Raw genomic sequence first — 11,342 nt, 5'->3', positions numbered from 1 at the left:
GATATGTACCCGGTCTGATCCAACATCCAGGTCGGCTGTCAGGCCGCCTTCGCGGGCAAGCCCGCTCCCACATTTTTAGATCGTGGGGTGTCAGGAAGAGAGTGGTTGGCTGGCAGGCCGTCTTCGCGGGCAAGCCCGCTCCCACAGTTGGATCGCGGGGTGACAGGCAGATAGTGGTTGGCTGTCAGGGCGCCTTCGCGAGCAAGCCCGCTCCCACAGTTGGAGCGCGGGGTGACAGTTAGAGGGTGGTTGGCTGCGGGGGCGCCTTCGCGGGCAAGCCCGCTCCCACAGTTGGATCGCGGGGTGACAGGTAGATAGTGGTTGGCTGTCAGGGCGCCTTCGCGAGCAAGCCCGCTCCCACAGTTGGATCGCGGGGTGACAGGTAGATAGTGGTTGGCTGTTAGGGCGCCTTCGTGGGCAAGCCCGCTCCCACAGTCGGATCGCGGGGGTTACGGTTACATCGGTAAACAACCCCCCACAGCAAATCGTATCTCAACGCTCCATCAAGGACTGTAGTACCCGACCGCCACCATGAAATGCCCAGCCTTGCGCACATAAGCATGCTTATTCTCAACCTTATCGGTCACCGGATTCTTCCACCGGTATTTGTATTCCCCCTGGTCCTGCTCGGCCATCAACTTCAGGATCGGCTCTCCCACGGGCTTGCCATCCGGGTCCTTGATCTTGCTGAAGTCCGTGTTGACCAACCGCAGATTAGTGCCATGGGCCACGTAGCGCCGGGTATCGAGGTCCACCACAAACACATAGAGGTCATCCTGCAGGAACCCACCCTGCAGTGAGTTGATGGCCTTGAGCGTGCCGGCTTCATCCTTGAGCAACGCGTTCACTGCCTTGTTGCGCAAGGCCCTGGCCTGTTCCGGCGTGGCCCGGGGCAGGTAATAACCCACCGCCAGGATGCGATCACCCACGCGCTGATAAAACACGTGCTTATGCTCGACCTTGCCGTCGTTCCAGTTCTGCCAGCGGTAATCAGCCTGCTGGATGCCCTGGCCTTCCGCACGATTGAGTGCATCCTTGAAGGACTGGCGCAAATCCGGGCCCAGCACTTCGGACACATCGCGGCCGATCAGGGCGGAGGAGGGCCCGCCACTGGCCAGCAGCACGCCTTTGGTGTCGACCACGAACACGTAGCGGTCCTGGTCGATGAACTCGCCTTGCCGGCTGAAGGCGGCAAAGGCCTTGTCGCCGTTGCTCTGGTAGTAAGCCAAGGCTTTTTCCAGCAGCGCCTTGGCCGCCTGCGCGTCCTCGTCCTGAGTCGTGGCGGCGTGCACTTGGCTGAAACACAACAGCAGCAGCCAAGTGAGTCGGAGCAGTCCCTTCATGGCCCATCCCTCGTTATTGTTGGTGTGCACACAGCGTAGACGCCCAGCGCTCAAGGCGCCGCCAGCCATTGATTGACGATGCCGTCATAGACGCCGGTGGCGACGCTCAGGTGCAGCCACTGGTCGACATAGCTTTTCCACGCCACATCATCGCGAGGCAGCAAGAAGGCTTTTTCGCTGTACTGCATCTGCCGTTCCGGGTTGACCGCACACAGCCCGGGCTTGAGCTTTTGCTGGTAACGCGCTTCGCTGGCGTCGGTAATCATCACGTCGGCCTTGCCTGCCAGCAATTCGTCAAAGATGGTCACGTTGTCATGCAAACGGATTTGCGCCTGGCCCAGATGAGCGCGGGCGAACACTTCGTTGGTGCCGCCCGCCGGCTCGATCACCCGCACTTGGGGCTGGTTGATCTGCTCGACGGTCTGGAAACGCTGCACGTCTGCGCAACGCACCAGCGGAATCTTGCCGTCGACGCCCAAGGCCTGGCTGAAGAACGCCTTTTTCTGGCGCTCCAGGGATACCGAAATCCCGCCCACGGCAATATCACAGCGCTGGGCCAGGAAGTCCGGCATCAGCGTTTTCCAAGTAGTGGGCACCCAGTGGATCTTGGCGTTGAGGCTCTTGGCCAGGGATTCGGCCATGGCAATGTCGATGCCTTCATAACGGCCGTCGGCACGCAGGGAGGTATAGGGCTTGTAGTCGCCGGTGGTGCAGACCGTGAGCGTGCCCCTTTCAAGCACCTGGTCAAGGCGCGAGGGGGCGGTGTCAGCCAGGGCGCTGGTTGCCAGGCCGAGTACACACAGGGCAAAAGGAACTTTCATGCGGTCGAGTCCTTGGGGCATGGGCAGGGCGCTCATTATTTCCAGCACCGGACAAGGTGGCAAGGCGCGACGAATGTTTAGCCAAGTTGCAACCAAACTCCGTCAACCCTGAATTTAACCCCCTATGCAGGCGTGTGACGCTGGCGGTTACCTCTAGCACTGTGATCCCCGCATGGACGGCTCTTCCGACACCCACCCCGCGACACTGCCGTCCGATCTCGCATTCTGGGCCCTGTTTCACTGCCGACACGCACGCCCACCAGATACCTCATTCCTACGTTGACCCAAGCCCTGGATGGCGTGCACCTGTGCGCCTGCCCGACACATACGTATGAGAATGCCCATGAGTGTTTTTGCCTGCCTGCACGAAGCCCAGTCTTTCCTTGAGCAACACCCGGACATCGAGATGTTCGAGCTGTTTATCCTCGACAATAACGGCGTGCCGCGTGGCAAGTTGTTGCATCGCGATGAACTGCTGGCGGTGTATGAAAGCGGCCGGCCGCTGCCCAGCACCATCCTTGGCTTGACCATCAACGGCGACGACGTGGAAAACTCCGGCCTGGTCTGGGAAGTGGGTGACATCGACTGTCGCGCCTACCCGATCAGCGGCAGTTTGCAACGCATGCCGTGGCGCCTGATCCCCACCGCCGCCGTGCAAGTCAGCATGCACCCCACCGAAGGCCTGCCCGCCACCGTGGCCGATCCCCGGCATTTGCTCGCCAAGGTGATCGACGGCCTCAAGGCCGACGGTTATTACCCCGTGATGGCGGCGGAACTGGAGTTCTACCTGCTCGACCAGAAGTCCGACAGCAACGGTCGCCCGCAACCGGCACGGGATGTGGATGGTGGGCGCCCGCGCTCGACCCAGGTCTACGGCCTGCGCGAGCTGGAGCAGATCGAACCGTTCCTCGCCGACCTCTACAGCGCCTGCAAACTGCAGGGCATTCCCGCGCGCACGGCGATTTCCGAATACGCGCCGGGCCAGGTGGAAATCACCCTGGAGCATCGCCGCGACGCCTTGCAAGCCATGGATGAAGCCGTGCGCTACAAACGCCTGGTCAAGGGCGTGGCGCACAAGCACGGAATGAGCGCCTGCTTCATGGCCAAGCCGTTCGACGACCTGGCCGGCACCGGCATGCACATGCACGTGAGCCTGGCGGATGCCGAGGGCAACAACCTGTTCGCCAGCGAGGCCACCGACGGCACGCCGCTGTTGCGCCAGGCAGTGGGCGGCATGCTCAGCACTTTGCTCGACTCGCTGCTGATGTTCTGCCCCAACGCCAACTCCTACCGTCGCTTCCAGACCAACAGCTACGCACCGTTGGCCGCCACCTGGGGCGTGGACAACCGCACCGTCAGCCTGCGCGTGCCGGGCGGGCCGGCCCCTTCGCGGCATATCGAACATCGCATCTGCGGTGCCGATGCCAATCCTTACCTGGCAGCCGCCGCGATCCTGGCTGGAATTCACCGGGGCATCCGTGAACAGCGCGACCCCGGCGCCCCGGTAGAAGGCAATGGTTACGCCCAGGCCAAGGAATTGCTGCCCACTGACTGGTTGACCACCCTGCGCGCCCTCGAAGAATCGAGCTGGGCACGAGAGGCCTTCGGCAGTGAGTTCCTCGGTGTGTACCTGGCGGTCAAACGCGCCGAATACCGGCAGTTCATGGGCGAGGTGGGCGAGCAGGATTGGCGCTGGTATTTGCATCAGGCGTGATCGGGCGAGCGGCAGTCACCTTTCGACCTTTTTTTGACATTGCAGTGGTTAAGCTGCCAATCAAGGTCGTTCACTGCCGTTCCACCTCTATGAGCCCGCGATGTCGTCACAGCCACCTTCCTCCATCGAGATCGAATACGCCGAGCGCTGTGACCGTGAGCACGCCAGGATCTGCGGCGAAACGCGTCCGCCCGGGTTGCGGCGCCGCCTGGCGTCGTGGCGCGACGAGTGGCTGGTGCGCCAGGCGCTGAAAGTCGCCGGCGAACCTGGGCTGGTGCTCGACCTGGCCTGTGGTTCGGGGCGCTTTTGGCCGGTATTGGCCGAACATATCAACCGGGTGATCCTGGCGTCGGACAACTCTCAGGACATGCTCGACCACGCCCGCACTCACCACCCGGCGTCCTTGCTCAAGCGCGTCAAGACCTTCCAGGGTTCGGCGTTTTCCATCGGCTTGTCGGCCAATGCAGTGGACTGTATTTTCTGCCTGGAATTGTTTCGCCATGTGCCCAGCAGCGAAGGGCGACTGGCGTTGCTGCGCGAGTTTCACCGGGTCAGCCGTGACACGGTGATTGTCTCTGTCAGTTCTCGTACTGCAGTAGAGGACGAGTTTCGCCAGGCGGGCTTCAAGGTCCTGAATCATCAGGAATTCATGCCAGGCTCAAACCTGTGGCGGGTCTACGTGCTGCGTAAGAGAGGATAACTCCCGCCTGTCGGACTATTCTTCATCTACTGTCTGAGTTTTCATGGTTGCCGTGCACTGCGAATGCTCGCAAGTCCCTTTAGCGATATATACTGCGCGCCATTCTTCAAGGGAGAGCCGTGTGGCCATCGATATTCACTGGATCTGCGACAACGATAGCCTCGGCCAGCATTGCGCCGAATGGCAGCAGTTGCCATTCGTCGCCCTCGACACCGAATTCATGCGGGTCGACACCTTTTATCCCATTGCCGGGCTGATCCAGATCGGTGATGGCGTGCGCGCTTACCTGATCGACCCCCTGACCATCGACAACTGGCAGCCCTTGGCCGCGTTGCTGGAAAACCCGGCGGTGATCAAGGTGGTGCACGCCTGCAGCGAAGACCTCGAAGTGTTGCTGCGCTTGACCGGCAGCCTGCCGGTGCCGTTGTTCGACACCCAGTTGGCGGCGGCTTATTTGAACCTGGGTTTCTCCATGGGCTACTCGCGCCTGGTGCAAGCCGTGCTGGATATCGAGCTGCCCAAGGGCGAGACCCGCTCGGACTGGCTGCAGCGGCCATTGTCCGAGACACAGATCAGCTACGCCGCCGAAGACGCGGTGCACCTGGCCGAGGTCTACGTCCGCCTGCGCCCGCAGCTGTCGGATGACAAATACGCCTGGGTCTTGGAAGACGGCGCCGAACTGGTCGCCAACCTGCGCCGTGAAGTCGACCCGTACGAGGTGTACCGCGACGCCAAGCTGGCGTGGAAGCTGTCCCGCGCGCAACTTGCCGTGCTGCGTGAGCTGTGCGCCTGGCGCGAGCAGCAAGCCCGCGCCCGTGACCTGCCGCGCAACCGCATCATTCGCGAGCATTCGTTGTGGCCACTGGCCAAATCCCAGCCGGATAACCTTGCTGCGCTGGGCAAGATCGAAGACATGCACCCGCGTACCGTGCGTCAGGATGGCCAGTTCCTGCTGGACCTGATCAAACGTGCCGGCAGCGTGCCGATGGACCAATGGCCGCCCGCCGTTGCCGAGCCGTTGCCGGTGGACGCCGCCGCACTCATCAAGCAACTGCGCGCCCTTGGCCAGGCTGAAGCCGAACGCCTGGACATGGCGCCGGAACTGATGCTGCGCAAGAAAACCCTCGAAGGCCTGGTCAAGAGTGGCTACCCCGATGGGCCTTATAAATTGCCAGACTCGCTGCGTGGCTGGCGCCGCGAGTTGATGGGCCAGGCGCTGCTCGACAGCCTGGCCACTGCCGGAGAACAGCCTTGAAACGTATCTGCTCCATCTACCGCAGCAAGAAAAAAGACGGGATGTACCTCTACGTGCTGAAAAGCGACGCCCTGGAGCGCGTGCCCGAACCGTTGATGGACGCCTTCGGCAAGGCCCATCACGCGTTTGACATGGTGCTGACGCCGGAGCGCAAGCTGTCCCGCGAAGACATTGCCGTGGTCCTGGAAAACCTCGACAAGCAGGGCTATCACCTGCAAATGCCGCCAGCCGAGGACGAGTACATCGAACACTTGCCCGAAGAGTTGCTGCGCCGTAACGACCCGATGTGATCGGGACGTGCCCCAGGGCACACGCTTCAATGGAATCGTATAAGTGGGCGGTGGCCGTAAGGATGCGGGCGGCCGCCCGGACTGTTTTTGAAAGGTTTTAAGCATGCGTGTTCTGATTGCTGAACAGGATCACCCGCTCTACGCGCGGTTGTTGGGCGAAGCGGCACCGGACCTGGAGGTGCTGACCAGTGGCGACTCGGCCGAGTTGTCACGCCTGGCCGCTGATTGCCCGGTATGGTTGGGCCAGCCGGACCTGTTGGCCACATTGTTGCGCCAAGGTCATCACCCGCAATGGCTGCAATCGACCTGGGCCGGCATCACCCCATTGCTCGCCGAAGGCCTGCCGCGCGACTATCGCCTGACCCGAGCGGTCGGCATCTTTGGCCAGGTCATGGCCGAATTTGTCCTGACCTACATGCTGGGCCACGAACGCGAAGTGTTGGCGCGCCTGGTCAGCCAGGTCGAGCGCAAGTGGGACAACCGCATGGGCCAGAGCCTGGCGGGCCGCAAGGCGCTGATCGTCGGCACCGGCGATATCGGCCAGCGCGTCGCCGAGTTCCTGCTGCCGTTCGGCGTGAAGCTTTACGGTATTGCCAGTGCGGCGCGCGAGCAGGCGCCGTTTATCGAGGTGGCCGGGCTCGACCAACTGGGCCGGCTGGTGGGGGAGGTGGACTACGTGATCAACCTGCTGCCCAATACGCCGAATACCCATGACCTGTACGACGCGGCGCTGTTCAAGCAGTTCAAGCCGACCGGGTTGTTCATCAACGTCGGGCGCGGGGTGGCGGTGGTAGATGCCGACTTGGTCGACGCCTTGAAAGAAGGGCATTTGGCGGGTGCGGTGATCGACGTCTGCCGTCAGGAACCTTTACCGCAGCGTCACCCGTTCTGGACGGCGTGGGGGCTGTTGCTGACCGGCCACAGTTCGGCGCCGACTTCGCCGGAGTTGATGGTGGCGTTGTTTGTCGAAAACCTGCGGGCGTACCAGGCCAAGGAAGCGCTGCGCGGGGAAGTGGATTTCGATCGCGGTTACTGACCCAACTCGGGATAAAAATGTGGGAGCGGGCTTGCCCGCGAAAGCGGTATGTCAGTCGCCAGACAGGCTAGCTGATCTACCGCGTTCGCGAGCAAGCCCGCTCCCACAGTGGTTCTGTACAAGGTTTAGAGGCTGAAGTCGCCCTCGCAAACCAGCTCGCTCAGCGGCCGACGCGGGCTGGGTGTTTCGCGACCTTGCAGGTAGTCCGGCAGGCTCGACTTGTCGCCCAGCTTGCCCACGGCCACGGCGGCATGCAGGGCATAACCGTCCGGGATCTTCAGCGCTTCGCGGGTCAGTTCCTGGTCGAAGCCAGCCATGCCATGGGTGTGCCAGCCGCTGAGGCTGGCCTGCAGCGCCAGGTGGCCCCAGGCGGAACCGGTGTCGAAGGTGTGCCACAGGGCCGGGGTTTCTTCCGTAGCGCCGGGGGCGGTGAAGTCGGTTTTCGAGGCGATGATCACCAGGGCAGATGCATGCTGCGCCCAGCCACGGTTGAATTCATTCAGTAAGCCCAGGAAGCGCTCCCAGTCCGGCGTATCGCGGCGCGCGTAGAGGAAACGCCAGGGCTGCGAGTTGTAGGCCGAAGGTGCCCAGCGCGCGGCTTCGAAGAAGCTCAGCAGGGTTTCCTGGGAGATAGGCTCGCCGGTGAAGGCGCGAGGCGACCAGCGGTCGGTGAACTGGGGGTGGATCGGGTAGTCGGCAACACGGGTCATGAGCAGTTCCTGATCGTCAATTCGGCGCTCAAAGCTACTGCGCAGCCACTAGACTGACAAGTGTTGTTACACCGCCAGTCGCTAGCGCTTGGTTCCAGGCGCCTGGGGCACTAGACTGGCGGCCTTTTCACCTACCGATACTGATGTAGAGCCATGGCCGCCAAAGTCGAACCATTCTGGATACGCAAAACCCTCGAGCACCTCGACCAGGAGGAATGGGAGTCGTTGTGCGACGGCTGTGGCCTGTGCTGCCTGCAAAAGCTCGAGGACGAAGACGACAACAGCGTCTATTACACCCGAATCGCCTGCAAGCTGCTCGACCTGAAAACCTGCCAGTGCACCGACTACCCCAACCGGCGCGCCTCGGTGCCTGACTGCATCCAGCTCACCCCAGGCCAGGCCGACCAGTTCAAATGGCTGCCGCCCACCTGTGGCTATCGCCTGGTCAGCGAACGCAAGGACCTGCCGCTGTGGCACCACCTGGTTTGCGGTGACCGCGACGCCGTGCACCACGAACGCATTTCCCAGTCCGGGCGCATGCTCAGCGAAGGCAGCGTGCCCGAGGACGATTGGGAGGACTACCTGATCTTCCGCGCTGGCTGAACAAGGAGTGTGTATGAGGGGGGGAGTCAAGCTGACGGCAACTGTCATGCTGCTGGCGCTGAGCATGCCGGCGTGGTGCGCCAAGAAAGTCGACCTGGATTATCACGTCAAACTCCTGCCCCAGAGCGATCAGGCCGAGGTGCGCGTGAGCTTGTCCCAGGGTTCGGCAGTGCGCAGCCTGAACTTTGACTTGGGCCACGACGGTGACTACAGCGACTTCAAGGCCGATGGCCAGTGGAGCGTCAGCGAGCACCGTGGCCTCTGGCAACCTGGCCCCAATAAAGCCAGCCTCACCTACCGCGTGCACCTCACCCACGCGCGCAAAGCGGGTCTGTATGAGGCGCGCATGACACCGGGTTGGGCGCTGTTTCGCGGCGAAGACCTGGTGCCGCCGGCGCGGCTCGATCAGCAGGACGGCGTCGAGCTGGTCTCGCGGCTGGTGTTCGAACTGCCGGCCGGCTGGAAAAGCGTCGAAACCGCCTGGCCGCGCATTGGCAAGAACACCTTTCGCATCGACAACGTTTCCCGCCTGTTCGACCGGCCCACCGGCTGGATGCTCGCCGGCAACCTCGGCAGTCGCCGCGTGCGCCTGGGCGAGACCGAGGTTACCGTGGCCTCGCCCAAAGGCCAGGCCATGCGCCGCATGGATGTACTCACGTTGCTGACCTTCGTCTGGCCGCAGGTGGAAGCTGCATTCCCGCGCCATCCGGCCAAGTTGCTGGTGGTGGGCGCCAGCGACCCGATGCGCCGCGGCGCGTCCTCGGCGCGCGATTCGATCTACCTCAATAGCCGCACCGCGCTGGTCAGCGAAAATGGCAGCAGTCCGTTGATCCGTGAATTGGTACAAGCGATCGGGCGCTTCAATGATCACGACACCAGTGACTGGATCAGCGAAGGCCTGGCCGAGTACTACGCCATCGAGCTGGTGCGCCGTGCTGGTGGTATTACCGATGAGCGCTACCAGGCGATACAGGCGCGCCTGGCGAAGGAAGGCAAGGACGTGACCAGCCTGCGCGGCGCACAGGTCAGCGGCGCGACGGTGTCACGGGCGGTGGTGGTGCTGCAGGAGCTGGACCGCGAGATCCGCGTGAAGACCCATAACAAGCGGTCGCTGGATGACCTCACGCAAGCGGTGATGCGCGCCAACAGCATCACCACCGCCGAGTTCGTGCACCTGGCCGAGAGCGTCATCGGCGAGTCGTCGGTGGTGTTGGATAACAAACTGCTGCGCTGATTCTGTGTCGTGCAAATCAAAAATGTGGGAGTGGGCGTGCTCGCGAATACGGTGCTTCAGCCGGACAGTCGGGGCCTGAATCACTGCTTTCGCGAGCACGCTCGCTCCCACATTTGACGGTGTTCGGTTTGACTATTTGGTGGCCTTTTCAGCCGCTACTTCGGCCTTGGTCTTCAAATTCATCAATTCTTCCCCGGCCCGCTCGATCTTCGCGCGCACCGTGTTCATTTCCTGGCGGCCCTGTTCGAGCTTTTCCTTCAGGTTGCTGTGACCGGTAAGGCCACGTGCCAGCGCCACACCGCCAATTGCTACCTGGATCAAGCCGAAAATCCCACCACGGCGCAGGCCTTTGCCTACCATCATCACGCCACCGGCCACCGAGCCAATGCGCTCCCAGCCGTGCACGTTTTGCGTGGGCTGGGCCTGGAATGGCGTGTGTTCGATGATAGGTCGCAGGGTTTTGCTGTCGCTCATGATCTGTCTCCAACAAGGGCTAGTGATAAATAGCTGACTGCCGGCAGGCGCTGGATGTTCCCGAAATATCAGTACTTGGGGCCCGAACGGGTGTTGTTGCCCTTGGCCAGGCGGTCATAGAGCACCACGTTGACGGTGGCGGCAAGGTTCATGCAGCCGGTGGTGGGGATGTAGACCACGTCTTCACACCAGTCGCGGATCTCCTTGTCGAGGGAGCCGTCTTCCGGGCCGAAGATATACAGCGCTCGGTCGGGGTGGGTGTATTCCGGCAGGGGGCGGGCGCCTTCCACCAGTTCCACCGCGACGGGGATGCAGCCCAGCGGCAGGATCTTTTTCAAGTCGTCGATACCGATCAGCGGGATATCGTGGTGGACCTTCTTGGTGTCGGTGATGAAATCCCGGGCGCGCTCGTAACGCACGCCGGTGTAAAACACCGAGGCCACGCCGTAGCAGCCGGCGGCGCGCATGACCGAGCCGACGTTTTCGGGGGATTTGGGGTTATACAGACCGATGCAGCTGTAGCGTTTATTGCCCACGGGGAAGGGTGCCTTGGAGAAAAACGGCGATTATACGGCCTGGAAGGCATGTGGTGGTTGGGCGATCGCTATCTCGGGCAAGCCCGCTCCCACAGTTGAATGCGTTCACACTTCACCCGTGTGGGAGCGGGCTTGCCCGCGATGAGGCCTGTACAGCCGACGGAGATCTTCAGTCGTCCTTCTTCATCAACCCCGCCAACGCCGCAAAGGGGTTATGCGTGGCCTTGGCAATTGTCGGGCTGCTGGTGGAGCCTTCGCCGAAGTACTGTTGGTCGGTGTAGCGCGAGTGCTCGTTATCGTGGCAGTACAGGCACAGCAACTCCCAGTTGGAGCCGTCCTGGGGATTGTCATCATGGTTGTGGTTGCGATGGTGTACGGTCAGTTCACTCAAGCGTTTGCCTGCGAACTCACGGGCACAGCGACCGCACACGTGGGGGTACATCTTCAGGGCTTTGTCGCGGTAGCCCATTTCCCGGTCGCGCTGGGCATCGGCGAGGATGCGGTCCAGCTTGGCGGTGTGGGAGGGCGGGTTGGTCGAGCTCATCATGGCTCCTGGCTATTTGGTGGTTCACGGATAGGGTTGATTCTAGCCGCTCGCGCTGTAAATAACCGCTTCACTTTATCGG

General features: G+C 62.2%; 13 protein-coding genes. 7 read left to right on the top strand and 6 right to left on the bottom strand.

What is annotated here, in order from left to right; all coding sequences use genetic code 11:
- Positions 1-503: 503 nt before the first annotated feature.
- Positions 504-1,343, bottom strand: a complete 840-nt coding sequence (locus CQ002_RS21605) for a cache domain-containing protein (RefSeq protein WP_105161814.1) — start codon at positions 1,341-1,343, stop codon at positions 504-506.
- 50 nt (positions 1,344-1,393) lie between these two features.
- Positions 1,394-2,164, bottom strand: a complete 771-nt coding sequence (locus CQ002_RS21600) for a transporter substrate-binding domain-containing protein (RefSeq protein WP_105161815.1) — start codon at positions 2,162-2,164, stop codon at positions 1,394-1,396.
- 343 nt (positions 2,165-2,507) lie between these two features.
- Here CQ002_RS21600 and CQ002_RS21595 point away from each other — a divergent pair, with 343 nt between their 5' ends.
- From CQ002_RS21595 to CQ002_RS21575, 5 genes are all read left to right on the top strand, one after another.
- Positions 2,508-3,878, top strand: a complete 1,371-nt coding sequence (locus tag CQ002_RS21595; protein WP_034102509.1) for a glutamine synthetase family protein — start codon at positions 2,508-2,510, stop codon at positions 3,876-3,878.
- A 100-nt stretch (positions 3,879-3,978) separates the two neighbouring features.
- Positions 3,979-4,578, top strand: coding sequence for a class I SAM-dependent methyltransferase (locus CQ002_RS21590; protein ID WP_105161816.1), 600 nt, complete (start codon positions 3,979-3,981; stop codon positions 4,576-4,578).
- Between the two features lie 121 nt (positions 4,579-4,699).
- Positions 4,700-5,833: a ribonuclease D gene (rnd, locus tag CQ002_RS21585; RefSeq protein ID WP_105161817.1), complete on the top strand. Its 1,134-nt coding sequence runs from the start codon at positions 4,700-4,702 to the stop codon at positions 5,831-5,833.
- Positions 5,830-6,123 carry a YcgL domain-containing protein gene (locus CQ002_RS21580; protein ID WP_069022347.1) on the top strand — a complete coding sequence of 98 codons (294 nt, stop codon included), beginning with the start codon at positions 5,830-5,832 and terminating at the stop codon, positions 6,121-6,123. The genes rnd and CQ002_RS21580 overlap by 4 nt, the downstream gene beginning before the upstream one ends.
- A gap of 103 nt (positions 6,124-6,226) precedes the next feature.
- A complete protein-coding gene (locus CQ002_RS21575; protein ID WP_069022350.1) occupies positions 6,227-7,159 on the top strand; it encodes a D-2-hydroxyacid dehydrogenase in 933 nt (310 codons plus the stop codon).
- A 125-nt stretch (positions 7,160-7,284) separates the two neighbouring features.
- Here CQ002_RS21575 and CQ002_RS21570 read toward each other — a convergent pair whose 3' ends face one another.
- Positions 7,285-7,869, bottom strand: a complete 585-nt coding sequence (locus CQ002_RS21570; protein ID WP_034102514.1) for a nitroreductase family protein — start codon at positions 7,867-7,869, stop codon at positions 7,285-7,287.
- A gap of 153 nt (positions 7,870-8,022) precedes the next feature.
- Between CQ002_RS21570 and CQ002_RS21565 the strand changes: the two genes are divergently transcribed.
- Together CQ002_RS21565 and CQ002_RS21560 are read left to right on the top strand one after the other, a co-directional pair.
- Positions 8,023-8,472 carry a YcgN family cysteine cluster protein gene (locus tag CQ002_RS21565; protein WP_003172524.1) on the top strand — a complete coding sequence of 150 codons (450 nt, stop codon included), beginning with the start codon at positions 8,023-8,025 and terminating at the stop codon, positions 8,470-8,472.
- Between the two features lie 13 nt (positions 8,473-8,485).
- The gene (locus CQ002_RS21560; RefSeq protein ID WP_034102515.1) at positions 8,486-9,706 is read left to right on the top strand and encodes a hypothetical protein; all 1,221 of its coding nucleotides are present in this window, start codon (positions 8,486-8,488) and stop codon (positions 9,704-9,706) included.
- A 132-nt stretch (positions 9,707-9,838) separates the two neighbouring features.
- Here the strand turns inward: CQ002_RS21560 and CQ002_RS21555 are convergent, their stop codons facing one another.
- The 3 genes from CQ002_RS21555 to CQ002_RS21545 all read right to left on the bottom strand — a co-directional run bounded on the left by CQ002_RS21555 (position 9,839) and on the right by CQ002_RS21545 (position 11,260).
- Positions 9,839-10,180, bottom strand: a complete 342-nt coding sequence (locus CQ002_RS21555; RefSeq protein ID WP_034102516.1) for a DUF2892 domain-containing protein — start codon at positions 10,178-10,180, stop codon at positions 9,839-9,841.
- A 68-nt stretch (positions 10,181-10,248) separates the two neighbouring features.
- A complete protein-coding gene (locus tag CQ002_RS21550) occupies positions 10,249-10,716 on the bottom strand; it encodes an RNA methyltransferase (protein ID WP_003189607.1) in 468 nt (155 codons plus the stop codon).
- A 169-nt stretch (positions 10,717-10,885) separates the two neighbouring features.
- Complete coding sequence (locus CQ002_RS21545; RefSeq protein WP_003210675.1) at positions 10,886-11,260, bottom strand: YajD family HNH nuclease; 375 nt, start codon at positions 11,258-11,260, stop codon at positions 10,886-10,888.
- Positions 11,261-11,342: the final 82 nt, after the last annotated feature.

It is taken from the genome of Pseudomonas sp. MYb13, from assembly GCF_002980075.1.
Classification (GTDB): Bacteria; Pseudomonadota; Gammaproteobacteria; order Pseudomonadales; family Pseudomonadaceae; genus Aquipseudomonas; species Aquipseudomonas lurida.
The sequence above is the reverse complement of the archived record's forward strand: the minus strand, read 5'-3'. Positions and strand labels throughout refer to the sequence as shown.

Coding starts and splice junctions, on each gene's coding strand:
- CQ002_RS21595 (WP_034102509.1), top strand. CDS start 2,508: ATGAGTGTTTTTGCCTGCCTGCACGAAGCCCAGTCTTTCCTTGAGCAA.
- CQ002_RS21565 (WP_003172524.1), top strand. CDS start 8,023: ATGGCCGCCAAAGTCGAACCATTCTGGATACGCAAAACCCTCGAGCAC.
- CQ002_RS21605 (WP_105161814.1), bottom strand. CDS start 1,343: ATGAAGGGACTGCTCCGACTCACTTGGCTGCTGCTGTTGTGTTTCAGC.
- CQ002_RS21575 (WP_069022350.1), top strand. CDS start 6,227: ATGCGTGTTCTGATTGCTGAACAGGATCACCCGCTCTACGCGCGGTTG.
- CQ002_RS21590 (WP_105161816.1), top strand. CDS start 3,979: ATGTCGTCACAGCCACCTTCCTCCATCGAGATCGAATACGCCGAGCGC.
- CQ002_RS21560 (WP_034102515.1), top strand. CDS start 8,486: ATGAGGGGGGGAGTCAAGCTGACGGCAACTGTCATGCTGCTGGCGCTG.
- CQ002_RS21555 (WP_034102516.1), bottom strand. CDS start 10,180: ATGAGCGACAGCAAAACCCTGCGACCTATCATCGAACACACGCCATTC.
- CQ002_RS21545 (WP_003210675.1), bottom strand. CDS start 11,260: ATGAGCTCGACCAACCCGCCCTCCCACACCGCCAAGCTGGACCGCATC.
- CQ002_RS21570 (WP_034102514.1), bottom strand. CDS start 7,869: ATGACCCGTGTTGCCGACTACCCGATCCACCCCCAGTTCACCGACCGC.
- CQ002_RS21600 (WP_105161815.1), bottom strand. CDS start 2,164: ATGAAAGTTCCTTTTGCCCTGTGTGTACTCGGCCTGGCAACCAGCGCC.